Annotated in this window: 21 protein-coding genes, 6 tRNA genes and 1 pseudogene; 16 read left to right on the plus strand and 12 right to left on the minus strand. The window is 40.7% G+C overall.

The window, feature by feature from the left end; translation table 11 throughout:
• Positions 1–2: 2 nt before the first annotated feature.
• Together A4G16_RS00005 and A4G16_RS00010 are read left to right on the plus strand one after the other, a co-directional pair.
• Positions 3–1,211 (plus strand): annotated as a pseudogene (locus tag A4G16_RS00005) (ABC transporter substrate-binding protein); the annotation flags it as partial.
• Between the two features lie 64 nt (positions 1,212–1,275).
• Positions 1,276–1,548, plus strand: coding sequence for an acylphosphatase (locus tag A4G16_RS00010; RefSeq protein WP_042802097.1), 273 nt, complete (start codon positions 1,276–1,278; stop codon positions 1,546–1,548).
• Positions 1,549–1,631: 83 nt separating this feature from the next.
• Here A4G16_RS00010 and pepN read toward each other — a convergent pair whose 3' ends face one another.
• The 7 genes from pepN to hutZ all read right to left on the minus strand — a co-directional run bounded on the left by pepN (position 1,632) and on the right by hutZ (position 9,633).
• Positions 1,632–4,244: an aminopeptidase N gene (gene pepN / locus A4G16_RS00015; RefSeq protein WP_165888154.1), complete on the minus strand. Its 2,613-nt coding sequence runs from the start codon at positions 4,242–4,244 to the stop codon at positions 1,632–1,634.
• Between the two features lie 145 nt (positions 4,245–4,389).
• Positions 4,390–5,031, minus strand: coding sequence for a dethiobiotin synthase (gene bioD / locus A4G16_RS00020; protein ID WP_165888155.1), 642 nt, complete (start codon positions 5,029–5,031; stop codon positions 4,390–4,392).
• The gene (gene bioC / locus A4G16_RS00025) at positions 5,028–5,801 is read right to left on the minus strand and encodes a malonyl-ACP O-methyltransferase BioC (protein WP_165888156.1); all 774 of its coding nucleotides are present in this window, start codon (positions 5,799–5,801) and stop codon (positions 5,028–5,030) included. The genes bioD and bioC overlap by 4 nt, the downstream gene beginning before the upstream one ends.
• Positions 5,789–6,457, minus strand: a complete 669-nt coding sequence (locus A4G16_RS00030) for a DUF452 family protein (protein WP_165888157.1) — start codon at positions 6,455–6,457, stop codon at positions 5,789–5,791. The genes bioC and A4G16_RS00030 overlap by 13 nt, the downstream gene beginning before the upstream one ends.
• Positions 6,454–7,617, minus strand: a complete 1,164-nt coding sequence (locus A4G16_RS00035) for an 8-amino-7-oxononanoate synthase (protein ID WP_165888158.1) — start codon at positions 7,615–7,617, stop codon at positions 6,454–6,456. The genes A4G16_RS00030 and A4G16_RS00035 overlap by 4 nt, the downstream gene beginning before the upstream one ends.
• Positions 7,610–8,899: an adenosylmethionine--8-amino-7-oxononanoate transaminase gene (gene bioA / locus A4G16_RS00040; RefSeq protein ID WP_165888159.1), complete on the minus strand. Its 1,290-nt coding sequence runs from the start codon at positions 8,897–8,899 to the stop codon at positions 7,610–7,612. Before bioA ends, A4G16_RS00035 begins: the two co-directional genes overlap by 8 nt.
• Before the next feature lie 215 nt (positions 8,900–9,114).
• On the minus strand, positions 9,115–9,633 hold the full coding sequence (gene hutZ / locus A4G16_RS00045) for a heme utilization protein HutZ (protein WP_165888160.1): 519 nt from the start codon (positions 9,631–9,633) through the stop codon (positions 9,115–9,117).
• A gap of 172 nt (positions 9,634–9,805) precedes the next feature.
• On the opposite strand from hutZ, the gene A4G16_RS00050 reads away from it, so the two are divergent.
• Together A4G16_RS00050 and hutX are read left to right on the plus strand one after the other, a co-directional pair.
• The gene (locus A4G16_RS00050) at positions 9,806–12,232 is read left to right on the plus strand and encodes a TonB-dependent hemoglobin/transferrin/lactoferrin family receptor (protein ID WP_237052373.1); all 2,427 of its coding nucleotides are present in this window, start codon (positions 9,806–9,808) and stop codon (positions 12,230–12,232) included.
• 56 nt (positions 12,233–12,288) lie between these two features.
• Positions 12,289–12,795 carry a heme utilization cystosolic carrier protein HutX gene (gene hutX / locus A4G16_RS00055; protein WP_165888161.1) on the plus strand — a complete coding sequence of 169 codons (507 nt, stop codon included), beginning with the start codon at positions 12,289–12,291 and terminating at the stop codon, positions 12,793–12,795.
• Positions 12,796–12,918: 123 nt separating this feature from the next.
• Here hutX and A4G16_RS00060 read toward each other — a convergent pair whose 3' ends face one another.
• Complete coding sequence (locus A4G16_RS00060; protein WP_165888162.1) at positions 12,919–14,136, minus strand: aromatic amino acid transport family protein; 1,218 nt, start codon at positions 14,134–14,136, stop codon at positions 12,919–12,921.
• 157 nt (positions 14,137–14,293) lie between these two features.
• Between A4G16_RS00060 and mfd the strand changes: the two genes are divergently transcribed.
• Positions 14,294–17,743, plus strand: a complete 3,450-nt coding sequence (gene mfd / locus A4G16_RS00065) for a transcription-repair coupling factor (protein WP_165888163.1) — start codon at positions 14,294–14,296, stop codon at positions 17,741–17,743.
• Positions 17,744–17,797: 54 nt separating this feature from the next.
• On the opposite strand, the gene A4G16_RS00070 is transcribed toward mfd, so the two are convergent.
• Both A4G16_RS00070 and A4G16_RS00075 read right to left on the minus strand, forming a co-directional pair.
• Entirely contained in the window at positions 17,798–17,974 is a 177-nt protein-coding gene (locus A4G16_RS00070) for an excalibur calcium-binding domain-containing protein (protein WP_165888164.1), read from the minus strand.
• A gap of 14 nt (positions 17,975–17,988) precedes the next feature.
• Positions 17,989–18,246 (minus strand): hypothetical protein, encoded by a 258-nt coding sequence (locus A4G16_RS00075; protein WP_165888165.1) that lies wholly within the window; start codon positions 18,244–18,246, stop codon positions 17,989–17,991.
• Between the two features lie 13 nt (positions 18,247–18,259).
• Between A4G16_RS00075 and A4G16_RS00080 the strand changes: the two genes are divergently transcribed.
• The 11 genes from A4G16_RS00080 (at position 18,260) to A4G16_RS00130 (ending at position 23,553) form a co-directional block, all read left to right on the plus strand.
• Positions 18,260–18,736, plus strand: a complete 477-nt coding sequence (locus A4G16_RS00080; protein WP_165888166.1) for a helix-turn-helix domain-containing protein — start codon at positions 18,260–18,262, stop codon at positions 18,734–18,736.
• Positions 18,737–18,895: 159 nt separating this feature from the next.
• The gene (gene pepT / locus A4G16_RS00085) at positions 18,896–20,128 is read left to right on the plus strand and encodes a peptidase T (RefSeq protein ID WP_165888167.1); all 1,233 of its coding nucleotides are present in this window, start codon (positions 18,896–18,898) and stop codon (positions 20,126–20,128) included.
• A gap of 174 nt (positions 20,129–20,302) precedes the next feature.
• Positions 20,303–20,378, plus strand: a tRNA-Gly gene (locus tag A4G16_RS00090).
• Between the two features lie 16 nt (positions 20,379–20,394).
• Positions 20,395–20,481, plus strand: a tRNA-Leu gene (locus tag A4G16_RS00095).
• A gap of 25 nt (positions 20,482–20,506) precedes the next feature.
• A tRNA-Gly gene (locus A4G16_RS00100) sits at positions 20,507–20,582 on the plus strand.
• 18 nt (positions 20,583–20,600) lie between these two features.
• A tRNA-Leu gene (locus A4G16_RS00105) sits at positions 20,601–20,687 on the plus strand.
• A 39-nt stretch (positions 20,688–20,726) separates the two neighbouring features.
• Positions 20,727–20,813: transfer RNA gene (locus tag A4G16_RS00110), tRNA-Leu, on the plus strand.
• A 21-nt stretch (positions 20,814–20,834) separates the two neighbouring features.
• Positions 20,835–20,910: transfer RNA gene (locus A4G16_RS00115), tRNA-Gly, on the plus strand.
• Between the two features lie 116 nt (positions 20,911–21,026).
• Complete coding sequence (locus A4G16_RS00120) at positions 21,027–21,818, plus strand: GDP-L-fucose synthase (RefSeq protein ID WP_237052374.1); 792 nt, start codon at positions 21,027–21,029, stop codon at positions 21,816–21,818.
• A 72-nt stretch (positions 21,819–21,890) separates the two neighbouring features.
• On the plus strand, positions 21,891–22,748 hold the full coding sequence (locus A4G16_RS00125; protein ID WP_165888168.1) for a metal ABC transporter permease: 858 nt from the start codon (positions 21,891–21,893) through the stop codon (positions 22,746–22,748).
• Positions 22,741–23,553, plus strand: coding sequence for a metal ABC transporter permease (locus A4G16_RS00130; RefSeq protein ID WP_165888169.1), 813 nt, complete (start codon positions 22,741–22,743; stop codon positions 23,551–23,553). Before A4G16_RS00125 ends, A4G16_RS00130 begins: the two co-directional genes overlap by 8 nt.
• 37 nt (positions 23,554–23,590) lie before the next feature.
• On the opposite strand, the gene A4G16_RS00135 is transcribed toward A4G16_RS00130, so the two are convergent.
• Together A4G16_RS00135 and A4G16_RS00140 are read right to left on the minus strand one after the other, a co-directional pair.
• Positions 23,591–24,346, minus strand: coding sequence for a metal ABC transporter ATP-binding protein (locus A4G16_RS00135; RefSeq protein WP_165888170.1), 756 nt, complete (start codon positions 24,344–24,346; stop codon positions 23,591–23,593).
• A gap of 12 nt (positions 24,347–24,358) precedes the next feature.
• On the minus strand, positions 24,359–25,255 hold the full coding sequence (locus A4G16_RS00140) for a metal ABC transporter substrate-binding protein (RefSeq protein ID WP_165888171.1): 897 nt from the start codon (positions 25,253–25,255) through the stop codon (positions 24,359–24,361).
• Positions 25,256–25,413 lie beyond the last annotated feature (158 nt).

Consider the following 25,413-nt stretch of genomic DNA (forward strand, 5'->3'; position numbering starts at 1 on the left):
ATGTTGAAAATGCACAAGATATTATTGATGGTAAGAAAAAACCGGAAGAGTTAGCGGTAAAAGCGGTAGATGATTTTACTTTCCAAGTACAATTAAGCCAGCCGGTACCTTATGCAGTAGAGCTGGTTACTCATTCTTCGTTATTACCTGTGAATAAGGCGGTGGTTGAAAAGTTTGGTGACAGTTGGGTAAAAAAAGGAAATTTAGTTGGTAACGGTGCTTATAAGTTGGTTGACCACGTTATTAATGAAAAAATTGTGTTTGAGCGTAACGCAAATTATTGGAACGATAAAGAAACCGTGATTAATAAAGCGACTTTCTTAGCTATTCCAAATGCTACAACAGACGTTGCCCGTTACCGTGCCGGTGATTTGGATATTACCAACTATTCGTTACCGCCGGAGCAGTTTGCAACACTAAAAAGTGAAATTCCAAATGAAGTGTTTACTGCTAGAACTCTTTCAACATACTATTATGAGTTCAACCATAAAAAAGCACCTTTTGATAATATCAAAGTACGGGAAGCATTAAATTTAGCGTTAGACCGTAATATCATTACTGATAAAGTGCTAGGTCAAGGGCAAACACCAACTTATGTATTTACCCCGACTTATATTCATGAGGGTGAAAAAATCAAACAGCCAGCTTATGCAACAGAATCAATGGCGGATAGAAAAGCGAAAGCATTAAAATTATTAGAGGAAGCCGGTTATAGTAAGTCTAATCCGCTGAAGTTTACTATTCTCTATAATACTAATGACAACCATAAGAAAATTGCGATTGCTGCTTCCTCATTATGGAAACAAGGCACTGACGGTATTGTGGATGTGAAATTAGAAAACCAAGAGTGGAAAACTTTCTTAGATAGTCGTCGTAACGGTAATTATGATGTTTCTCGTGCCGGTTGGTCTGGAGATTATAACCAAGCAACGACTTTCGTAAATTATTTCTTGTCTAACTCAAGTAATAATACAGCGTTCTATAATAATAAGGCCTATGATGATGCGGTGGCAGAATCTTACAAAGCCAATGATGCTAACGGAAGGGCAGAAGCCTATGCAAAAGCAGAGGAGATATTAGCAAAAGATTATGCGATTATGCCAATTTACAACTATGTGAACCCGCGTTTGGTAAAACCTTATGTAAAAGGTTATAGTGGCAAAGATCCACAAGATGATATCCTACTTCGCAATTTATATATTGTGAAATAATGAGCGTAAGGCTGTTTATTGAAAAATAGGCAGCCTTTCTTTTTACTAAAAATGTGAGAGAAAAATGGCGATAAAATTGTTTTCTATTTACGGGAGAGTGCAAGGCGTGGCATTTCGCTTCTTTACCCAGCAAGAGGCGCAAAAGCTCGGGGTAAAAGGTTATACCCGAAATCGTGATGATGGCTCGGTTGAAGTTGTAGCCGAAGCTAATGATGAAATAATGACTGAATTTGAAAAATGGCTCTATAAAGGCTCGCCTTCTGCTCGAGTAGAACGGGTGGTCGCAACTGATTATTTAGGCACAGAGATTTTTAAACGATTTGAAATTCGGCGGTAGTAATAAAAGCAAGCGGTCGAATTTGTTCAAAAAATTGCAAAAATTTTTATAAATTCAACCGCTTGTTGTTTTTATTTTTAAGATTAATCTAACGCTTTTTCGATTTTTTCAAACAGATCACGAGCGAGATTATCTAATTCACGTAAGCGTTCTAACCCACGGCGCATAAGCGTTTGACGTTGGTTGTCATAGCGGGAGAGTTTAATTAACGGCTCAATAAGTCGTGCGGCAACTTGTGGGTTGCTGTCATTGAGCTTAATTAAAATATCTACTAAGAAACGATAGCCTGAGCCATCAATGGCGTGGAAGGCTTTCGGGTTCTGGCTACAGAATGCTCCAACTAATGAACGTAAGCGGTTTGGATTATTGAAATTGAAGCTTGGATGTTCCATCAATCCTTGAACAATTGATAGTACATCTTCGTCCGGACGACTGGCTTGTAACATAAACCATTTATCCATTACTAAACCATCATGCTTCCATTTTTCTTCAAAATCGGCTAACAGAGCATCACGACAACTGAGCTTCGCTTTTGTAGCGGCTTGCAATGCAGCTAGAGTGTCAGTCATATTATCAGCATTTTGATAGTGTTTATGCACAAGCGTGTTACCTAAATCGGTAAAGGCTAAATAGTTTAAGCATACATTCCGTAATGCTCGTTTGGCAATATCTTGTGCAATGACTTGATATTCACCACATTTGTTTTGGTTATACACCTCAAAGAATTTATCTTGCAAGGCTTGAGCAATAGACACTTGCATAAATTCACGTACCAAGGCAATACCTGTTGGGTCAATCGTTTTAAATGATTCTGCAAATTCAGTTTCTTTAGGCAGCGTTAAGGTTAACGCGGTTAATGCCGGATCTTGTGTGCTGTTTTCCAGCACAAACGTTAAGGCATTTGCTAACTCAGTTGAGAAACTTAACGGCTGGTTTTGTTGATAACGGCTTAAATTTTCACGCAATTCATTGGTATAAAGCATTTGGGCTGCATCCCAACGAATGAAGTCATTTTCAGCATGTTTTAACAGTGTTAATAATTGCTCAGAAGTATAGTTATAATCTAAACGAACCGGCGCTGAAAAATCACAAAGCAGAGCTGGCACAGGGCGTTGTGTTACATTATGGAACTCAAATGTCTGATGCTCTGCAGTTACGTCTAGTACATCGCTTACGGTAAGTAATTCATATTGAAGCGGAATCTTTTTCCCGTCATTTTCACCATATAACGCTACTTTAAGTGGAATATGTAGATTTAATTTTTCCAACTGATCGTGAGTAGATGGGGTCATTTGCGAAATATGTAAGCGATAAGCTTTACGTCCGGCATCATATTTATCGGAGATAGTAAGTTCTGGTGTGCCGGATTGGCTATACCAACGGCGGAATTGCTCTAAATTCATACCTGATGCATCTTGCATAGCATCAATGAAATTATCACAAGTCGCTGCTGAACCATCATGTCTTTCTACATAAAGCTGCATCCCTTTTTGGAATTTTTCTTCACCTAATAAAGTGTGAATCATACGAATCACTTCAGCGCCTTTTTCATAGACAGTTACAGTGTAGAAGTTATTCATTTCAATCACTTTTTCTGGACGAATCGGGTGAGCCATTGGGCTGGCATCTTCAGCAAATTGTACGGTACGCAGTAGGCGAACATCTTCAATTCGTTTTACCGAACGAGACCATAAATCGGAAGTAAATTCTTGATCACGGAAAACCGTTAAGCCCTCTTTTAAGCTTAACTGGAACCAATCACGGCAGGTAATACGGTTGCCTGTCCAGTTATGGAAATATTCGTGAGCAATCACTGACTCAATATCTAAATAATCGCTATCTGTTGCGGTTTCGGGTTTTGCTAACACAAATTTAGAGTTGAAGATATTTAAGCCTTTATTTTCCATTGCCCCCATATTGAAGAAATCAACGGCAACAATCATATAAATATCTAAATCGTATTCAAGACCGAAACGCTCTTCATCCCATTTCATTGAGCGTTTTAAACTTTCCATCGCCCAAGGTGCGCGGTCTAAATTGCCTCGGTCAACATAGATTTCAAGTGTCACTTCACGCCCGCTTTTGGTGATAAATTTATCTTGTAATAAGTCAAAATCACCGGCAACTAAAGCAAACAGATAGCTTGGTTTAAAGAATGGATCTTGCCATTCAACCCAATGGCGACCGTCATGTAGTTCCCCTTGGGCAATGCGGTTGCCATTGGAAAGTAAGAAAGGATATTTGTTCTTACTAGCGGTTATTTTTGTCGTATATTTTGCAAGTACGTCCGGGCGGTCAAGCATATAAGTAATTTGACGGAATCCTTCCGCTTCGCATTGAGTGCAAAGCCCATCGCCTGATTTATACAGGCCTTGCAGTGAGGTATTTTGAGTTGGGTTAAGTGCAGTTTCAATTTCAAGCTCGAAGCGATCGGCTGCTACATCGGCCAAATGTAAGGTTAAAGATTCAGCATCTTTTTCGTACGCAGAGAAGGCTTGTCCGTTGAACTTAATCGAGAGGAAATCAAAACTATGCCCATCTAGACGTAGAACCGTTGCTTCTGGATTTTTGCGCTCAACGCTTAATTTTGAAGTTACGAAAGTTCTGTCGGGATCGAGTTGGAAATCAAGATAAATATCGGTAATGGTAAAATCGGGTGCTCGGTAATCTTTTCTTAATTTTGCTTTAGGTTGCATAGGATTTCCTTTGATTTGATGGGCAGAAATGTTACCCGTAGAATTAGCTCGACTATTTTACTAAAATTGTAGCAAATTTTCCAAAAAATCTGACCGCTTGTATCTGTATTTTTAGCTTAAAGAGTACGGCGGTTTTATCGTTTATTTATGTTATATAGCCCAGGCATTCAAACGATGTAGTTGGGAAATACTGAGTAAGATATTGTTGCAAGTAACGCTGGGTTTCTTGCTCAATAATGGTATCTGTACTCGGATATTGGTTGTAGATTAAAGACAGTATGTTAATCCCTCTTTGCTTACATACTTCAAGGCTGAGTAAGGTATGGTTAATACTGCCTAATTTCCCGGATGTGACTAAGATAAGTGGATGACCTTGTTGTTGGATATAATCTAAGGTAGTCTCCGTTTCGTTATAAGGAACTAATAGACCTCCAGCGGTTTCCAGCAAAACATAATCATATTTGGTGCTTAAAAGTTCAGTAGATTGTGTAATGATTTCCGGCAAAATTCGTTGCTGTTCTAATTGAGCAGCAAGATGTGGAGAGCAAGGATAGCGAAAGACATAAGGGCAAGTAATACCTTGTATATCTTCTTCAGTGAGATTAATTCCCTGAATTTTTCGATGAGCGATAATATCATCTGATATCTTTTCACACCCTGTTTGAATCATTTTTTGTGTAATCACCGAGAATCCTTGGGTGGCTAATTTTTTTGCATACCAACCTGTAGCGACTGTTTTGCCAATATTGGTATCAATACCGGCTATAAAAATCACGTTTGTTGTCATTTTATTTCCTTCTCTTTTTTCTTCGCTACACAATAAAGTGGTTCATAGGTCAGAGAGACCTTATCCGTTGCTGTAGTGTAATTTTCCCGATAACTATGATAAAAATTTTGTAAGGTGTTTTTTGTCCAAATAATGTTGTTAGTTGCGGTAACCCCTGTTGATTTCAAATGTTGTAAGACAGCTTTAGGCGAATCTAGCTCTAAGATTATTTTTTCTTGGTTTAGTTGAAGAATATCGAAATCATTTTCTAACCATTGTTGCCATTCATTCATAGAAGGATAGCTTAATCCGATCCCGGTGAGCTGTTTTATTTCTCGTAAGTTATGCTCGGCAAAAGTGCTAAAAAGTAAGATGCCATTAGCTTTTAGCTGAGAGGCACTATGTCGGATGAATAACTGTTTTTCGTGAAACCATTGCACAGCCGAGGCTGAAGCAACTAAGTGATATTTCCCATCAAGCGGGCAGAGTTCAGCATTACTTTGATGGAAATGAAAATTTCCTTGCGGCAGAATTTTTTCTAAAAACGAGCTGCAGTCACATAAATCTTGGATATACCATTGTTTGATTTGGTATTGATTATTTAACGCTCTTGTAAGGTGACCTGTACCACAGCCGATTTCTAAACAAGAGTCGAATTGAATAATAGATTGCTTTGTTAGCAATGAAGTTAGTTTTTGTGCAATCTGTTGCTGGACAGTTGCGTTTTGCTCATATTGATTTAATGCCGCACTAAAACATTTTTGTATCTGTAAAGCGGTTATTTTTTCCATAATTCTTCCCAATCATGAAAATATGGTAGCAAGTAGTGGCCTCCTTCCAACGAGCAAATATTGGTTTGTGGTGAAAAAGTTTTCCAATAGGCTAATTGATTAGCGGTTGGAAAAATCCTATCTTGTGTGCCGATAACCGCGTGAGTCCAAGCGAGTGTTTTTGGCTCTTGTTCATCGTTAATCAATTGATAAAGTGCGGCTAATTCTTGTTGAATTTCAGCAAGCGGCCGTGGCTTTGGCAAATTTTGGTAGTGTTCAAACAAGGTTTTATCGTGGCACATTCTGCGTTCAAATTTTATGCGATTGGCTTCATTTAAACTCTCTAATGTTCCTTTAAACACCGCTTTGGGAATACCAAATTTATCATCATAAGGCAATGCGGTGCCGTTGATAGCTGTGGCACTGGCAAGTGGAATAGGCGGCATTACTTGGTTGGCAACCCAAACGCCCATAGACCAAGCGACCAAGTGAATACAGTCATAGTCAGAAAACTGAAAATCCAACTGAAGATCTTGATAATCATAGCAGATCAGTAAATCATGATTTTCAGGCAATGCTAAATGTTCCACCGCAGCTAGCGGAGTTCCCCAACCGGCAAAATAGACCACTAAATTTGATGAGCGTGGGAAGGTTGAGGGGAAAAAAGCCGTTTTCATCGGTTCTCCTTAGCTAAGCAAGCAATAAATTGCTCAAGTTCTTCAAAGCTGATATCTGCCGTTAAAGATAAACGAATACGAGATGTGCCTTTAGGCACTGTCGGTGGGCGAATAGGCAGGCAATAATAGCCTTGTTGTTGTAAATGTTCTGCTAAACGAACAGTTTTTGCATTATCGCCAATAATGTAAGGAACAATATGGCTGTGGCTCGGCATCGGTAATTGCATTTGTTCGGCTAAAACTTGGCGTAGGTGTTGGCTCAATGCTGCTAAATGTGTACGTTGCTGATGAAACTCAGGCAACTTCTCGAATAAAAAGTGAGTCCACGCAATATTTAATGGAGGCAGTGCGGTAGAAAAGATTAATGGACGCATTTTGTTAATCAGATAATCTTTGATGATCTGATCGCAAACCAAGTAAGCCCCAACTGACGCCAACGCTTTGCCGAAAGTGCCGACAATAAAATCAATTTGTGAAATGCAGCCTAACTCTTCCGATAAGCCTAACCCTTGTTTGCCATAAACGCCGACTGCGTGTGCCTCATCAACATATAACATAATCTTGCCAAACTGCTGTTTGAGTTTGACTAAATGAGGTAAATCCGTGCAGTCACCATCCATACTAAACAGGCTTTCGGTCACAATAATAATACGTTCAAATTCTCGGTGGTTTGTATGAAGAATTTGTTCTAAGTGCGATAAATCATTATGGCGATAGCGTAAAAATTTAACGCCACTTAACCGAATACCGTCAATTAGGCTGGCATGTACTAATTTATCGGCAACAATCAAAGTGTTAGGCGTAGCGATTGCAGGCAGAATACCAATATTGGCGTGATAGCCGCTATTAAACAGCAAGGCACTTTCTCGCTGGAAACGTTGTGCCAATAATTTCTCCAAATCGTCATAAATCGGAAAAGAACCGGTTAATAAGCGAGAAGAAGATGCGGTGAGAAGCGGTTGATTTTCACCATATTTTTGCAAAAATAGTTGGCGTAAATGGTCATCGTTTGCTAACCCTAGATAGTCATTTGACGAAAGGTTCAGCATTGACATTTCATCTCGAATGATATGTTTTCCTTGATGAATTAAAGAGGGAATAGTGCGAAATTGTTCTTGTTGTTTTAATTGTTCTAAGGTAGTAGAAAAAAAATCAAGCATCGTATTCTTCCTTAATAGCAGCAATAAGACCTTGTGTTAATTGGCTAAGTTGAGATGGCTCAATAATAAAAGGTGGCATAATATAAATTAAACGCCCGAACGGGCGAACCCATATACCTTTTTCCACAAAACGGGGTTGTAATGTTTTTATATTGACGGCTTGGTGCATTTCTAATACTCCGATAGCGCCTAAAACACGAACCTCTTTAACGACAGGCAAAGATGCTGCAACTTGAAGTTCTTGTGTTAGCTGTTGCTCAATCTGTTTAATACGATTTTGCCAGTCGGTTTCTAATAATAGCTTAATGCTTTCATTTGCAATAGCACAAGCAAGAGGGTTTGCCATAAAGGTTGGACCATGCATAAAACATTTCGCCTCTCCATTGCAAATTGTTTCGGCAATGTGTTGATTCGTGATAGTTGCAGATAAAGTTAGGTAACCTCCGGTAAGAGCTTTGCCTAAGCAAATAATATCAGGAGTAACATTAGCATGTTCAAGGGCAAACATTTTGCCTGTTCGCCCAAAACCGGTAGCTATTTCATCAAAGATGAGTAGTACCCCGTATTGCCGGCAAAGAGCTTGTGCTTTTTGTAAATAAATCGGAGAGTAAAAATACATACCTCCGGCACCTTGAACAATTGGTTCTAAAATTAATGCGGCAATTTCTTGATGTTTTTCTGCTAACAGATTAGCCAGAGGGGTAATCGCTTGTTCATCCCAAGGCTCATTGAATTTAATAGGAGGTTGAGGCAAAAAATATTGAACGGGTAGGCTGCGATTAAATAAACTGTGCATTCCAGTATGTGGATCGCAAACAGACATAGCATGCCAAGTATCACCATGATAGCCACTGCGAATAGTCGCAAATTTATGCCTTGTAGTTTGCCCGCAAGCATGTTGGTATTGCACCGCCATTTTCATTGCGACTTCTACAGCAACAGAGCCGCTGTCAGCAAAAAATACTTTATTTAAATTTTTTGGTAATAATTTAATAAGACTTTGTGCAAGTTGAACTGCCGGCTCATGTGTTAGTCCGCCAAACATAATATGGCTCATTTGATTTAACTGCTGATGCGCCGCTGCGTTTAAACGCGGATGATTATAACCATGTAGAGCAGCCCACCAAGATGACATTCCATCTATGAGTTGTTTGCCATTTTTAAGCGTGATGATGACACCTTCTGCTTTTTTAACCGCATATATTGGCATGGTGTTTGGAATACTGGAATAAGGGTGCCAAATATATTGATAGTCAAGATCTAAAAGTTGTTGTTCATTCATAATTATAGCTCTTGTCCGGTAAGTAAATCGCTGTTATTACCATTAGCTTAGTAAACAGTATTGTGCCATAAAAAGCGTATTTGTTCTAACTGGCTTCGCGATTAGGTTTTGGTGATTGAATTTAAAAGATAGGTGGGATAAAACAACCAAATGGTAGAATCAGCCCTTCTACTGAAGATAATAGCAAAGGGCCGATTATTGAACTAATGAAATAACTAGTTAGTTTGATGACCTTGGTCTAAATGGACGACATTGATTAAATCATCTACGCCAACATCAAAAGCTTTACCAAAACCTTTAACAAACAAGCCTGCACTTGGCTTGAAACAAAATAGGTTGAAGTCTTGCATTTTTGACAGTTCGTCAATTAAATCACCGTGGCGTGCTTTTAAAGCCGCAACACCGGACTCCCATTCTTCATTTCCGCGTTCAACAATGCGTGCGCTGGCATCAAAAGTGAGACGGCGACGGGCAAAAATTTGACGGCTTTTAGTTTCGTCTTCAATCAGCATTAGAGAAACTTTTGGCACTTCCAGTAAATTACGAGCATGGCGTGCAATGGTTGAAATGAGAACCTGATACTCTCCGTTATTAATGACAAATGGGGCATAGCTGACATTAGGTGTGCCTTCTTTATCTACTGTTGAAAGAACAATAGTTTTAATTTGTTGTTTTAGCTCTTCAATTTCCGGTCCTAAGCGGTTTTGCAAAACCTCTTGGCGATTTGTTGTCATAAAATACCTCCAAAATAACGATTAATCCTTAGGAAATTATTATAATGAATAAATCCTTGTTATCAAGCAATTGAGAATCATTATTGATATTTTTGTGTTTTACCTTTATTATTGATAATGCAGACCAATTAAAAAATAAAGATTATTAGCAATTTACCTAGGGAGAATTATTATGCTAATCAATCAACAATCAATAAATCTTGCTAAATTACGCCCAACGTTATTAGCACTAAGTATTAGTAGTGTTTTAGGGGCTCCAATGCTATATGCAGAAGAGCTAACAACAGAACTATCTGAAGTAAATGTTGTAGCTCAAGAAGAAGTTAAAGCATCTACAGAGAAAAAAAACAAAGAGGCAATTCAACAAGAGCTAATTCAAAATAATCGAGATTTAGTTCGCTATAGCCCTGATGTTGGTATTGTTAACCAAGGACGGCATCAAAAAGGCTTTGCTATTCGTGGAGTAGAAGATAATCGTGTTGGAATTAGTATTGATGGCATAGGTCTTCCTGATTCAGAAGAAAATTCACTCTATAAACGTTACGGGAATTTAAATACCTCTCGTCAGTCTATTGACCCTGAGCTGGCACGTACCATTGAAGTATCAAAGGGTGCGGATTCTTTCAATCAAGGTAGTGGTAATTTAGGTGGTGGTGTCAATTATCGAACACTTGAGGCTTATGATATTGTGCGTGGTGGCAATAAATTTGGTGCTTTATATCGCACAGGTTATGGTACGCGTAATAATGAATGGGTAAACACCTTTGGTGTTGGCTACTTAGGTGAGCAATTGGAAGCTGTATTGCTTTATTCTAATCGTCACGGGCATGAGATGGAAAGTGCAGGGGGGTATACTGTTCCTGAAGATTCATTGCAAACTCGGACAATCGGTAGTAGTAAGCAAACTCCTGATGATGCTACCCATAATAATCATAGTTATTTAGCTAAACTTGCTTATCGTTTTAATGATAAGCATCGTGTTGGTGTATCTTACAGTGGTCAAAATAATAAGAATTATATTATTGAAGACTCAGCGGTGTATTTAAGCTCATATTGGCGTGAAGCGGAAGACCGTAGTAAACGTGATACGGTAAATGTTTTTTATGAATATTTTCCGGAATCAAAATGGATAGCATTAGCGAAGATAGATGTAGATTATCAAGATACTGAAACTGCTGCCTATAACTATGAAGGTACTCGTGCTGAAGCGGCTACAAAATGGAGTCCGGCAAAACAAAGGAAGCCAAGTGATACTAATATTCGTATTTTTAATACCGAGTTAAAACGCTTAAATTTCCGCTTAGATAGCCAAGCATTAGAATTCGGTAAATTAACTCATCAGCTATCTTTCAGAGCTTCTACAGCAGAGCGAGATTTTGATGTTTTGCATAAAGATTCGGTTTACTTATCTGATACTTGGGTAAATTCGCCTAATTCTACAATGATGCATCCAATTAAAACTAAGCAACACGCTTTTTCATTGCATGACAAGATTGATTTAACTCATGATTGGAAAATGATGTTAGGACTTCGTTATGATTGGGCGAAATATGAGCAACAAGAACTAAATGGGCTTGCCTGTCGTAACTGTGTAAAAACAGATAATGCGAAATTTAATAAAATAACTTGGGTGGCCGGTTTGGAAAAACACGTGACTGATGCATGGAAAGTTGCATATAACATTGGAACAGGATTCCGTATTCCGAATGCTTCAGAAATGTATTTTGATTACCGTGATAATGCAGCCGGAGCCTGGGTGTCAAATCCAAACCTAAAAGCTGAGCGTAGTTTAACCCAAAATTTAAGCTTACAAGCTAACGGTAATATTGGACAACTCTCAGTCAATTTACACCATACGAAATATAAAGATTTCTTATGGGAGCAGGAAACATGGGATGTTTTTCGGGCTTACGGTAGAGAGTTCTGGCGTCCGGTGCAGCAAATGCAAAATATTGATTCTGCGAAAATCTATGGGGTAGAAGTAAGTGGTAAATGGAACCTAAATTCTGCTATGTCCATCCCTGGGGGCTGGAAGTTGTTTGGCTCATTAGGTTATAGTAAAGGCAGTATGTCAAATGGTGCAGATCTACTTTCTATTCAACCTATTAAGGCTGTTGTGGGTTTAGACTATGAACAAACTGAAGGTAAATGGGGTATCTTTTCTCGTTTAACCTTCTTAGGGGCGAAAAAAGCGAAAGATGCCAAATATCTCAAAGCCTTGCCGGAACGATGTGTCAAGGAGCAAAGAACGCCTAATCCTTATTACCCACATTGGGGAGAGGAATATGAAGTTCGTTGTACTGAATACTCACATGAGACAGGTTTAGATACTTGGAAACATTTAAATACGAAAGCCTTTATTGTGGATTTATACGGTTTTTATAAGCCAACGGAGAATATCACATTGCGTGCTGGCGTCTATAATTTATTTAACCGCAAATACCATACTTGGGATACTTTACGCGGTTTAAATACAACAGGTGGGGTGGTTAATTCCGTAGGGGTACGTGAAAATTATAAATATGGCGGCTATCCTGGCTTACAGCGTTATTATGAGCCAGGTCGCAATTTCTCGGCTGGCTTTGAATATCGTTTCTAACTACTTATATAACTCAAGAGAGCCATTTGGCTCTCTTTTCTTCAAGGAGAATCTATATGTTATCAACTGAACAACAAACCGCTTTACGTGCTGAACTGGCAGAAAATCCGGGACAGATTTTAGAAATGTTAGCGACAAGATATCAATGCTCATTAGAAGAGGTGATGTTGAATTTACCGGCTGAAATGTTAAAAGTAACAGAAGGCGAACGTTTTGCTGAAATATTACAAGCAATTCACGAATGGGATGATGCTATTACCCTGATTTCTCATACTGAAGATACGATTATTGAATTTGTCGGCAAACTACCAAGCGGTTCAATTTCTCGAGGATTTTACAATTTTGAACATAAAGAAGGCGGTGGCTTGCAAGGGCATTTGCGTTATGAAAATTGTGCCAAAATCTATTTGTTAGATCGCCCGTTTAGAGGAAAACGCACGGTTTCACTTATTTTTATCAATAAAAAAGGCAATGCGATGTTTAAGATTTTCGTTGGAAGAGATAAAGTTGGCGGTGCATTGAAAGAAAACCAAATAAAAGCGTTATATCAATTAATTGGCTAGTAGTGTAGCGGAAGAGAATATGCAAAAAAATGACGATTTTTGACCGCTTGTGATCTCGTTTTATTCTGTCATTTTAAAGAAAAAGGCTGCAATTTTTTGATTTGCAGCCTTTTGGTTTCTAGATTAACCCACCGCTTGTGGTAGATAACCTAATTGAATTAAAAATGGAATCACCATAATGATAATACCTGCAATTAACGCAATTACTAATGCAGCATTACCACCAATTACACGGTAAGGCAAATTAGGATGTTGGCTACGCGCTTTCCATGCTAAGCCGATTGGTAAAATCATACCGTAGAAAGCAAATAACAGGCCTGCATAACCTAACGCCATAATAAAGCCGTCCGGATAGAACAACGCAAACAGAATAGGTGGTAAGAATGTTGCAATGGTCAACCATAAGCGATTTGACGGTAAATTTAGGCGTTTTAATAAATCGCCCACGCCTTCAAAAATCCCTAATGCCACGCCTAAGAATGAAGTAATTAAGGCAAGTACCGAGAATAAACGAACTACTTCACCCAAAATTGCACTACCTGTAATTTGGCTGGTTGCTGTCACCAAACCATTTAAAGTCGGGTCTTGTTTTAAGATAGCAGTAAATTCATTCTGACTTAATACACCGTGAGTGGCTAATTGCCATAGTAGATAAGCTACCAATGGAATCGCCGTGCCGATATAAATCGCTTTACGGATTTTACTGATATCTGCATCTAAATAAGTATTAATCGTTGCCATAATTACATGGAAACCAAAGGCGGTAAAGAAAATCGGTACCGCAGAAATCACAAGTAAGTTATCTAACGGAATAGCAGTTAGATTTTCTAGTTTTGCTTTTGGCAACATCATCATTAACACTGCAATAAAGGCGATAATTTTACCGATGAAAAGCAGGCGGGTTAAACCATCAACAGATTTAACGCCAATTACCACAAACATACCCAAAACAACAGTGAAAATTAAAATGCTGATTTTAAGTTTCATATCCGCATCTGCCATTTCCGGCATAATGCCGGCAAGTAGTGAGCCACCACCGGTAATATAAGCTGAGAGAAGGGCATAAAGCAGAACCAATAAGCTGAAAGTTGCCAGCACACGTCCAATTAAACCAAAGTATTGCTCAGCAAGGCTGGCAACCCCTACGTCTTTTTGTGGCGCAGTTTGATATACTTCCATAAATAATAAGCCCGTATAGGCAAGTAATGCCCACAAAGCAATTAATAGTAATGCAGTAGCGGTAAAGCCCATACCTGCGGATGTTAATGGCATGGCAAGCATACCTGCACCAATAGTGGTGCCTGCAATCATCAATGCACTTCCTAAAATTTTATTTTTCATAATCTTATTTAAGTTAAATTAAAAGGGGAGTTATTCTATCAGAATTTTTTCTGAATGGATCTGAATGCAGCAATTTCTCAGCTAATTTTGCACAATAAGGTTTGCTTTAGTAAACTAAGCATAATTTGCAAAATTTTAGTTAAAAATAACCGCTTGTATGTCCTTATTAAATATGCACTTGCCACAAGTTGGCACACAATTCCAAGATCACCAAACCCTCGGCAACCTTGTCGGACACTCCGATGTGCTTGCCATCAGCCAAGCCGCCCAACAGTTTCACGGTTTGACGGTGGTGGTGACTCCCGACACTCGCACGGCATTACGGCTGGAAAAATCGTTGCCGCAATTTGCGAATTTGCCGGTGCAGCTTTTCCCTGATTGGGAAACGCTTCCGTACGATAATTTCTCGCCGCATCAAGATATTATTTCCGCCCGACTTTCTGCTCTATTCGAACTGCAACAGGGGCGTAAGCAGATTTTTCTGTTGCCAATCAATACCTTAATGCAGAAGGTCTGTCCGCCGAGCTATCTTGCCAACAATGTGTTGCTGATTAAAAAAGGCGACCGTTTTTCAATTCAAAATCTCCGTTTGCAGTTAGAAAATGCCGGTTATCGGGCGGTCGATCAGGTGCTGGAATATGGTGAATATGCGGTGCGTGGGGCAATTTTGGATTTGTACCCAATGGGGGCAGACGAGCCGTTCCGCTTGGATTTCTTTGATGATGAAATCGACACGATCCGCACTTTTGATGTGGATAGCCAACGTACTAAAGCGGAAATTGCTGAAATCAACTTACTGCCGGCACACGAGTTCCCGACAGATAGTGTTGGTATCGAGCATTTTCGCAGCAAATTCCGTGAAACGTTCGGTGAAATCCGCCGTGAGCCGGAGCATATTTATCAGCAGGTCAGCAAGGGCATTTTGAATGCAGGGATTGAGTATTGGCAGCCGTTATTCTTTGCGGAAATGGCGAGCCTGTTTGACTACCTCACTCCGAATACGCTGTTTATTACTTACGCCGATATTCAACAAAAAGCTGAGCAATTTCAACAAGATACACAAAACCGCTATGAAAGCCGCCGAGTTGATCCGATGCGTCCGCTCCTGCCACCTAGTGATCTCTGGTTTGCGATTGATGAAGTGAACCGCTGGCTGAAAGGCTACCCTCGTTTGACAATAACCGCAGAGAAAATTCGTAAATCGGCAGCGAAAATGAATGCAAATGTGGCGAATTTACCTGATCTTGCCATTCAATCCGGAGCAAAAGAGCCGTTTGCCGCTTTCCAACAGTTCCGCCAAGCATTCAAGGGCGATATTCTGTTTTCGGTGGAGAGTGAAGGGCGGCGTGAAACCTTGTTGGATTTGCTTGCTCCGTTGGGCGTGAAGCCGAAGCAGATTTTGCAAATTTCCGATGAAATTGCACCGCTTACGTTGATGATTTCCAATTTAGATCAAGGTTTTGTGATTGAAACAAGCGGTCGAAATTTAGCAATCATTTGCGAAACCGATTTGTTAGGTGAAAAAGTCCAGCAAAAACGCAGCGAGAAAAACCGTAAAACCGTCAATCCCGATACGCTGATCCGCAATCTTGCCGAACTCAAAATCGGGCAAGCGGTGGTGCATTTGGAAAACGGTGTGGGGCGTTATGGCGGTTTGACGGTACTCGATGCCGGCGGAATGAAAGCAGAATACTTGGTGTTGCATTATGCCAATGATGCCAAACTCTATGTGCCTGTTGCTTCGCTGCATTTAATCAGCCGTTATATCGGCGGTGCGGACGAGACTGCCCCGTTACACAAGCTCGGCTCGGAGGCGTGGGCGAAAACCCGCCAAAAAGCGGCGGAGAAAATCCGTGATGTGGCGGCGGAGTTGCTCGATGTGTATGCCAAGCGGGAGAGCCAAACGGGCTTCGCTTTTGCTTACGACAAAGCGGAGTTCGACCGTTTCAGTGCCACTTTCCTTTACGAAGAGACGGACGATCAGAAAATGGCGATCAACGCCGTCATCAGCGATATGTGCCAAGCCAAAGCGATGGACAGACTGGTGTGTGGCGATGTCGGTTTCGGTAAAACCGAAGTGGCGATTCGAGCGACTTTCTTGGCGGTGATGAACCACAAACAGGTTGCGATTCTCGCGCCGACCACCTTGCTCGCCCAGCAACATTTCGAGAATTTTAAAGACCGTTTCGCCAATTATCCCGTCAATGTCGAGGTACTTTCCCGTTTTAAAACGGCCAAAGAGCAGAAAGCGATTTTGGAAAAAGTCGCCGAAGGCAAAGTCGATATTTTGGTCGGCACGCACAAGCTGTTGCAGGACGATGTCGCTTTCCGTGATCTCGGCTTGCTGGTGATTGATGAAGAACACCGTTTCGGCGTGCGTCAAAAAGAGAAAATCAAGCAACTGCGTGCCAATGTCGATATTCTCACGCTCACCGCCACGCCGATTCCGAGAACGCTCAATATGGCGTTGAACGGTATGCGTGATCTCTCGATTATCGCCAGCCCGCCGGCTCGCCGCCTGTCTATCAAGACCTTTGTGCGACAAAGCGATGAAGCGGTGATTCGAGAAGCGATTTTGCGTGAAATTCTGCGTGGCGGACAGGTTTACTACCTGCATAACGATGTCGCCACCATTGAAAACTGTGCCGAAAAACTCAGCCAACTTGTGCCTGAGGCTCGTGTCGTAATCGGACACGGACAGATGCGTGAGCGTGAGTTAGAGCGAGTAATGAGCGATTTTTATCATCAACGCTTTAACCTGCTGGTCTGCTCGACCATTATCGAAACGGGGATTGACGTGCCGACCGCCAACACGATTATCATCGAGCGAGCGGACAAATTCGGTTTGGCACAGCTCCACCAACTGCGTGGGCGTGTGGGGCGCTCACACCACCAAGCCTACGCCTATATGCTCACGCCACACCCGAAAACACTCACCAAAGATGCCGAGCAACGTTTGGAAGCGATGAGTACCATCGACAATCTTGGGGCAGGCTTCGCCCTTGCGACCCACGATTTAGAAATCCGTGGGGCAGGCGAACTGCTCGGCTCGGAACAGAGTGGACAGATTGAGAGTATCGGCTTCTCGCTCTATATGGACTTGCTCGAAAATGCAGTCAAAGCCTTACAGGAAGGGCGTGAGCCAACCTTAGAAGAAATCACCCAAAACCAAGTGGAGATTGAGTTGCGAGTGCCGGCATTAATTCCGGACGACTACCTACCAGATGTGAATATGCGCCTCTCGTTCTACAAACGGATCGCAAGCGCCGAGAGCGATGAACAGCTCAAAGATCTCAAAATTGAGCTAATCGACCGCTTCGGCCTACTGCCGGAAGCCACCAAAAACCTGTTTGCAATTACCCAACTTCGCCTTACTGCACAACCGCTCGGCTTGAAGAAAATCGACGCCGGCATCCACGGCGGTTATTTGGAGTTCAAACCAACCGCCCAGCCCGACCCGATGAAGTTTATCCAGCTTATCCAAAAACAACCGGCGGTATACAGCTTTGAAGGGGCGGTGAAATTCAAGTTCCGCCTGCCACTTGAAGAAAACAGCAAGCGGTTGGAATTTGTCGAGAATTTGCTAAAACAGATTATGGCTGAATAGAAAAAGGCAGAGTTCATCTGCCTTTAGAAATAGCTCAATAGATATATTGATATTTTAGCGACGTGGTAGATGTTCACAGGCAATGCCATCACGATCTCTGTCTAAATTATATGCACCATATTGATGCATATAAGATTGTGCCTGTGCTTGTGTTGCAAAATCAGCACATTTAGCTGCGAGTGCAGAATAAGAAATGAATAAGATTGATAAGGCTAAAAGAGTTTTTTTCACGGATTTTCTCCTAATTATTGACGTAGATGAATTTTCCAAAAACCATAGGATTGACAGATCCTACTATTTGGAGCGGCTTTCCCATAAAGACACTGTTTAGCTTGTGAAACTGCAAATTCAAAAGCATCTTCATAGGAGTATTGTTTGTGCATCAAATCTTCAGCAAATTGTTGTACACGAGGATCTAGCTTGAGTGCCTCATCAATTTCTTCATTAGAGTATGTAAAGGGAGTTATTAATAGGCTAAAATAGAATAAGTAACTGCGAGACATAATTTTCCTTAAAATGATGTTAAATTTATTATGTCATTATCGTTTAATACTCTACAATCAACCCAAAGTGAACATTTCTACCGAATTTATGGAGATTAAAATGAATGTGAATGAAAAAATCCGTTTTTTGCGTGAAGCGAGAGGTTGGTCGCAGGAAGAAATGGCTGAAAGAGTAGGACTTTCCGTACACGGTTATTCCAAAATTGAGAGAGGGGAAACTCAGCTTAATATTTCTCGCCTTCGCCAAATTTGCGAGGTATTGAATTATGATATGTTGGAATTGATGACATTGGGCGAGAAAAATGTGGTTTATTTTCAAGAAAGTGGAAATAATCATAGTATCAATATCATTAATCCAACTTCGGAAAATTTAGTCTCGGAGATTACCAAACTAAAACAGACAATTTCCCATCAAGCGGAGATTATTGAAATGCAAAAGGCACAAATAGAGACATTGAACGCTCTTGTATCTTCAATGAAAAGTGCATAACAAACAACTTGGTATCATATAAAACGATTTTTGCGATCTCTGTCGTAAAAATCGTTTTTTATTTAATAGTATCGAGCGGAAACGAAAACCTACCATTAGTTGGTAACAAGCGGTCGATTTCGGCTAAAATATTGCAAATTTTATGATTAAGGACACGATATGAAACAAGCTCTACTCAACCGCCTCCTGCGCTACACCCAAATCCACACCACCTCCGACCCGAAAAGTAACAGTGTGCCAAGCTCGCCACAGCAGTGGGATTTACTCCATTTATTGCGTGATGAAGTGAGCCAAATGGGATTGACCGAGATTTATCTCGACCCAAACGGCTATCTGTTTGCCACGCTTCCAGCAAACACTGATAAGGCTATCCCTGTGCTGGGCTTGATTGCTCACGTCGATACCTCGCCTGATTTCAACGGTGAAAATGTGAAGCCACAAGTTATTGAACGCTATGAAGGTGGCGATATTCTGTTAAAAGGGAGTGTTGATCGCCTTTCACCAAAAGATTTCCCAAACTTAAACAAACTGATTGGAGACACGCTGGTCACGACCGACGGCACAAGCCTGCTTGGTGCAGACGACAAGTCGGGCATTGCGATTATTCTCTCGGCAATCGAATACTTGCAAGCCAACCCGCACATTCCGCACGGCAAAATCCGAGTAGGCTTTACTACCGATGAAGAGATCGGGCGTGGTGCCGATCATTTTGGTGTCAAAGCCTTTGGTGCCGATGTGGCGTTCACGCTCGATGGAGGCCCACTTGGCGAGCTGCAATATGAGAATTTCAACGCCGATGCTGCAACGGTTACGTTTTATGGGCGTAGTGTTCACCCCGGCACCGCAAAAGACAAAATGATCAACGCCTTAGAGCGAGCCTGTGAATTTCAGCACCGACTACCGCCACATTTAACCCCTGCGACCAGCGAAGGGAGTGAGGGCTTTATTATGTTGCACGGTATTGAAGGCGGGATTGATAAAGCCGAAATTCACTATATTCTGCGTAGCTTCTGTCGTGAAGAATTAGCAAAATTTGGCGGCTATCTAACGCAAACGATGAGCGAAATGCAGCGAATTTACGGCGAAAATTGCGGAAAAGTCGAGATTGTCGAGCAATATCGCAATATGCAGGAAGTGCTGGCGGATTACGGCTATTTGGTTGAGATTGCCGAAAAGGTGATGCGTGAACAGGGGATTGAGCCGAATTTAGAACCGATCCGCGGCGGCACAGACGGCTCACGCCTCTCATTTATGGGCTTGCCTTGCCCGAATTTATTCACTGGCGGCGAAAATTTCCACGGGCGTTTTGAGTTTATTTCGGTCGATACTATGGAAAAAGCGGCGAATGTGGTTGTGGGGATTGCTAAAGGTTTTGCCGAGCATCAATTTTAACACCTGAGCAAAATAGCAAGCGGTCAAATTTGTGCAAAAATTTGCAAAAAAGCCTTATTTTTCGCCATTCGATTTATTTTTAGCGGATTTCTGCGAAATTTATTTGACATTGAAACGGAAATCCATAGAATATGCACCTGTTGAAACGCTACGAGCTTCGTAGCGTTTTTAAATGCGGGAATAGCTCAGTTGGTAGAGCACGACCTTGCCAAGGTCGGGGTCGCGAGTTCGAGCCTCGTTTCCCGCTCCAATTTCTATATCGTGCTGCCCGAGTGGCGGAATCGGTAGACGCAAGGGATTTAAAATCCCTCGCCTTTCGGGGCGTGCCAGTTCAAGTCTGGCCTCGGGCACCATTTAGAAATCAACAATTTAAAATATGCGGGAATAGCTCAGTTGGTAGAGCACGACCTTGCCAAGGTCGGGGTCGCGAGTTCGAGCCTCGTTTCCCGCTCCAATTTTTCTACATCGTGTCGCCCGAGTGGCGGAATCGGTAGACGCAAGGGATTTAAAATCCCTCGCCTTTCGGGGCGTGCCAGTTCAAGTCTGGCCTCGGGCACCATTTAGAAAAATACAAATTTTAAAATCAAAAATTATCGAAGCCCGAGTGGCGGAATCGGTAGACACAAGGGATTTAAAATCCCTCGCCTTTCGGGGCGTGCCAGTTCAAGTCTGGCCTCGGGCACCATTTCGATAATATACCAAATATGCGGGAATAGCTCAGTTGGTAGAGCACGACCTTGCCAAGGTCGGGGTCGCGAGTTCGAGCCTCGTTTCCCGCTCCAATCTCAAAAGTAGATAGCACCACAGGGTGCTTTTTTTATATCTGAAATTACTTATTGTCGTGAATAAGTCTGTGATATATTTCTAAGCGAATCAAGTATGAATACAGCAGGAAATTATGAAAAAAATCACTATCATTGGCTTAGGTTGGCTTGGTTTTCCACTTGCTCAGAAATTACAACGTGATGGCTGGATAGTTGCTGGTACAAAACGTACAATGGGTGATCTGCCGATTGAGTGCTATCCGCTGGATTTTAATCATCTTGCGATTCCACCTGAAATTGAACGTATTTTGGCGGCAGAGGCGATGGTAATAGCTTTGCCACCCTCGATATCTAATGAAGATGATTACCTTTCAGGTATTCAGAAACTTACATCTCTTTCAATTGCTAAGGGGTTAAATCATCTGATTTTTATCAGCTCGACTTCTGTGTTACCCATGTTGCAAGGGGATTTTGATGAAAATACTGTAATCGATCCTAATTCATTGCTTGCTCGAGTTGAAAAGTGGTTGTTAAACCAGGAGATTAATTGCGATATTTTGCGATTAGCCGGGTTAGTGGGCAAACAACGTCATCCTGTTTTTTATCTGGCAGGGAAAACTAATCTGAAAGAAGCTGGACAGCCGGTAAATTTAGTACATTTAGATGATTGTTTATCAGCGATTTCTTTGCTTTTATCCAAGCCAAATGGGCAGAGAATTTTCCATTTGTGTTCGCCTAAACATCCTAGCCGTCAAGCGTATTATAGTGAAATGGCAACACGTTTTGGTTTGGCTGATTTGCATTTTTCCGATGAAAATCAACCGCTTGTAAGAACGGTTAAGGCGAAAAAAATTTGTGATGAGCTTGGTTTTGTTTATCGTTACGAGGATCCTTATCTGTTTGAATTCGAATTAAATAAAAAATAAAGAATAAATTACCTTATAATTTTTATGGTTTTGTGTTAAGATAAGAATTATTCTCAATAAGGTCTAAATATTATGCTTGAAATTTTATTAGAACCTTTCACTTACAACTATATGCAAAAAGCGATTTTTGTCAGTATGGGCGTCGGTTTGGTTTGCGCTTTTCTTTCTGCCTTCTTAATGTTAAAGGGATGGTCTTTAATTGGTGATGCTTTATCGCATGCTGTCGTGCCGGGTGTTGCTATTGCTTATGCGTTAAAATTACCTTATGCCTTTGGAGCATTCTTTTCCGGCATTTTGGCTGCTTTATCTATTATTTGGGTGAAAAGCCTAACTAAAATCAAAGAAGATGCGGTAATTGGTTTTATTTTTACTACTTTTTTTGCTTTGGGGATGTTTATAGTCTCCTTAAATCCAACCGCAGTGGATGTTAATTCTATCGTCATGGGGAATATTTTAGGTATTGCTGATGAGGATTTATGGCAGGTGGTACTGATTATTGCCCTTTCATTAGGGGGATTGGCAGTGTTCTGGAAAGGACTGTTGCTGGTGTTCTTTGATGAGCATCACGCCCTGTCTGTTGGGCTTTCACCATTACGTTATAAAATCATTTTTTTTACGTTATTAAGTGCTTGTGTTGTGGTGGCATTACAAACTGTTGGCGCAATTTTAGTGATTGCGATGGTTGTCACCCCGGGAGCAACGGCATATTTATTGACTGACCATTTTCCGCGTTTAGTGTTGATTGCAATGTGTATCGGTAGTTTAACTTCGGGGGGTGGGGCCTATTTGAGTTATTTTCTAGATGGTGCAACAGGTGCAGTGATCGTCTGTTTGCAAACTATTATTTTTCTTTTTGTTTTTTACTTTGCACCGAAATATGGGTTGATAAACCAAAAAAGTAAAATAAAAGGAGCTTGTGAGCATGCTTGAGTGGATTTTAGAACCGCTGCAGTTTGATTTTATGCAAACTGCCTTGCTCACCGCCATTTTAGTAGCAAGCGTGAGTGCAGTTTTGTCTTGTTATTTGGTGTTAAAAAGCTGGTCTTTGATGGGGGATGCTATTTCCCATGCAGTATTGCCAGGAGTAGTGGTTTCATCATTGATTGGCTTACCTTTATCTTTCGGTGCATTTTTTTCTGGATTATTTTGTGCGTTATCGGTAGGTTATTTAAAGGAAAATAGCCGATTAAAAGAAGATACAGTTATGGGTATCGTGTTTTCAGGTATGTTTGCTTTAGGCATTATTCTGTTTACAGCCTTTAATACTGGAGAGCATTTAACACATATTCTATTTGGAAATTTATTAGGTGTGAGCCAGAGTGATTTAATACAAACTTTATGTATCAGTCTATTTACTTTGCTTGTTATTTTGTTAAAACGTAAAGATTTCCTACTCTATTGCTTTGATATGAATCAGGCAAGGGTAGTAGGGTTACCTGTTAAGCTGCTGCATTATGGATTGCTATCATTACTTGCCTTGACAATTATCAGTGCAATGCAAGTAGTTGGTGTGATTTTGGTGGTAGCAATGCTGATTACACCAGGAATTACTGCCTATTTGCTCACAACTCGCTTTGATCGGATGTTATTTATTGCATTGGCTGTTGCAATTAGCTCTTCTGTGGTCGGCACGTTGCTTAGCTATCATATTGATTCCGCCTCTGGCCCAACGATTATCTTGTTACAAGCGGTCATATTTTTGTTAAGTTTTGCATATTCCAAATTAAAAGCCTAAAAAAAAGAGGGAATGTTTAAATTCCCTCTCTATATTTTTAGCTGTTTACTTCTTTCTGATAATGCAGTAAACCGCCAAATACCCTTTCTAAATTTTGATTATTAAAGGTTTCTTCCGTTTTACCGGCAGCCCTTAGTGTACGATTGATCATTAAAATCTGATCGCAAAAACTCGGCACGCTGGCAAGATTATGGGTAGAAACTAAAATCAAATGTCCCTCATTTTTAAGTTGCCTAAGTAGCTCTACAATTGCATTTTCTGTCTTAACATCCACACCGGTAAAGGGTTCATCTAATAAGATGATTTTACTCTCTTGAGCTAATGCTCGGGCTAAAAACACACGCTTTTTCTGCCCACCGGAAAGCTCCCCAATTTGTCGGCTTTTAAGATGCAAAACATCTACACGCTGCATTGCTTGTTCCACTTTCAGCTTATCCGTTTGGCTTGGGCGGCGTAAGAAATTCATATAGCCGTACCGCCCCATCATCACCACATCATAAACGGAAACCGGGAATTGCCAGTCCACTTCTTCACTTTGTGGCACATAAGAGACCAAGTTTTGCTTGAGTGCTTGAGAAATAGGTAATTGTCCAAGTTTAATTGAGCCGGTTAGAGGTTTAACCAGTCCCATTAAACTTTTGAAAAGAGTCGATTTCCCCCCTCCATTTACGCCGATTAATGCACAAATTGTGCCGTTTTCAAGATGAAATGATACATCTTGTAAAGCGAGATGCCCGTTATTATAACGGACAGATAAATTTTCGACAGAAATGGAGGCTGAAACAGTTGTCATAGTTAAATCTTATTATTTTTTGCTACGCTCGAAACCTTCAACAATAGTACCGATAGTCACTTTAAGTAAATCTAAATAAGTTGGTATAGGGCCATTTTTCTCAGATAGTGAATCCACATAAATTACGCCACCATATAATGCACCGGTTTCTTTTGCGACTTGTTTAGCCGGCTTGTCTGAAACCGTACTTTCACTAAAGACAACAGGAATCTTATTTGCTTTTACACCATCAATAACTTTTTTAACTTGTTTTGGTGAACCTTGCTCTTCTGCATTGATTGCCCATAAATAAAGCTCTTTTAGGTTGTAGTCTTTAGCCAAATAACTAAATGCACCTTCACTGGTTACTAACCAACGTTGTTGTTCCGGAATAAAGGCTAAACGTTGGCGTAGCGGTTCGGCAATACCTTTTACTTTTTCAGAATAGGCTTTAGCGTTGGCATTATAAGTGTCTGCGTTTTTAGGGTCGTATTTTACTAAAGCCGCACGGATATTTTCAATGTAAATTAATGCATTTTCGGTAGACATCCAAGCGTGCGGATTCGGTAGATTTTTATATTCACCTTCGGTGATTGGCATTGGGGTAATCCCTTCTGTCACCACAACTGCCGGTTTGCCTTTCACGTTTTCAAAGAAACGCTCAAACCAGCGCTCAAGGTTCATACCGTTCCATAAAACTAAATCGGCTTTCTGAGCTTTAACAATATCTTTTGGGGTAGGTTGATAATCGTGAATCTCAGCACCTGGTTTGGTAATTGATTCAACTGTGGCTTTATCACCGGCCACATTTTGTGCAATATCTTGAATAACAGTGAAGGTTGTAACAACTTTAAAAGGCTCTGCCATTGCCATAGCTGCACTTAAACCAAAAGTTAATACAAATGCTTTTTTAATATGTGATAGTTTCATTTTCAGCCTCCTTAATGTTATTGAGAATGAGAATTATCGTTTGTTATTCTATAGATTATTTTGAATGATGTAAATAGTCTTATTTTTCATAAGGTTATTGTTGATATGTCTGGTCAAGTATTTATTTCGTAAATATCAAAATTTCGATTAAAAATTGC

Origin of the sequence: Mannheimia granulomatis, from assembly GCF_011455695.1 — a bacterium.
GTDB lineage: Bacteria > Pseudomonadota > Gammaproteobacteria > Enterobacterales > Pasteurellaceae > Mannheimia > Mannheimia granulomatis_A.

Excerpts from the sequence above, each read along its gene's own strand:
- mfd (WP_165888163.1), top strand. The coding sequence starts at position 14,294 with ATGTCCTTATTAAATATGCACTTGCCACAAGTTGGCACACAATTCCAA.
- pepN (WP_165888154.1), bottom strand. The coding sequence starts at position 4,244 with ATGCAACCTAAAGCAAAATTAAGAAAAGATTACCGAGCACCCGATTTT.
- bioA (WP_165888159.1), bottom strand. The coding sequence starts at position 8,899 with ATGAATGAACAACAACTTTTAGATCTTGACTATCAATATATTTGGCAC.
- A4G16_RS00080 (WP_165888166.1), top strand. The coding sequence starts at position 18,260 with ATGATGTTAAATTTATTATGTCATTATCGTTTAATACTCTACAATCAA.
- hutZ (WP_165888160.1), bottom strand. The coding sequence starts at position 9,633 with ATGACAACAAATCGCCAAGAGGTTTTGCAAAACCGCTTAGGACCGGAA.
- A4G16_RS00130 (WP_165888169.1), top strand. The coding sequence starts at position 22,741 with ATGCTTGAGTGGATTTTAGAACCGCTGCAGTTTGATTTTATGCAAACT.
- hutX (WP_165888161.1), top strand. The coding sequence starts at position 12,289 with ATGTTATCAACTGAACAACAAACCGCTTTACGTGCTGAACTGGCAGAA.
- A4G16_RS00075 (WP_165888165.1), bottom strand. The coding sequence starts at position 18,246 with ATGTCTCGCAGTTACTTATTCTATTTTAGCCTATTAATAACTCCCTTT.
- A4G16_RS00140 (WP_165888171.1), bottom strand. The coding sequence starts at position 25,255 with ATGAAACTATCACATATTAAAAAAGCATTTGTATTAACTTTTGGTTTA.
- A4G16_RS00060 (WP_165888162.1), bottom strand. The coding sequence starts at position 14,136 with ATGAAAAATAAAATTTTAGGAAGTGCATTGATGATTGCAGGCACCACT.
- A4G16_RS00135 (WP_165888170.1), bottom strand. The coding sequence starts at position 24,346 with ATGACAACTGTTTCAGCCTCCATTTCTGTCGAAAATTTATCTGTCCGT.
- A4G16_RS00125 (WP_165888168.1), top strand. The coding sequence starts at position 21,891 with ATGCTTGAAATTTTATTAGAACCTTTCACTTACAACTATATGCAAAAA.
- pepT (WP_165888167.1), top strand. The coding sequence starts at position 18,896 with ATGAAACAAGCTCTACTCAACCGCCTCCTGCGCTACACCCAAATCCAC.
- A4G16_RS00035 (WP_165888158.1), bottom strand. The coding sequence starts at position 7,617 with ATGCTTGATTTTTTTTCTACTACCTTAGAACAATTAAAACAACAAGAA.
- bioD (WP_165888155.1), bottom strand. The coding sequence starts at position 5,031 with ATGACAACAAACGTGATTTTTATAGCCGGTATTGATACCAATATTGGC.
- A4G16_RS00120 (WP_237052374.1), top strand. The coding sequence starts at position 21,027 with ATGAAAAAAATCACTATCATTGGCTTAGGTTGGCTTGGTTTTCCACTT.
- A4G16_RS00050 (WP_237052373.1), top strand. The coding sequence starts at position 9,806 with ATGCTAATCAATCAACAATCAATAAATCTTGCTAAATTACGCCCAACG.
- bioC (WP_165888156.1), bottom strand. The coding sequence starts at position 5,801 with ATGGAAAAAATAACCGCTTTACAGATACAAAAATGTTTTAGTGCGGCA.
- A4G16_RS00010 (WP_042802097.1), top strand. The coding sequence starts at position 1,276 with ATGGCGATAAAATTGTTTTCTATTTACGGGAGAGTGCAAGGCGTGGCA.
- A4G16_RS00030 (WP_165888157.1), bottom strand. The coding sequence starts at position 6,457 with ATGAAAACGGCTTTTTTCCCCTCAACCTTCCCACGCTCATCAAATTTA.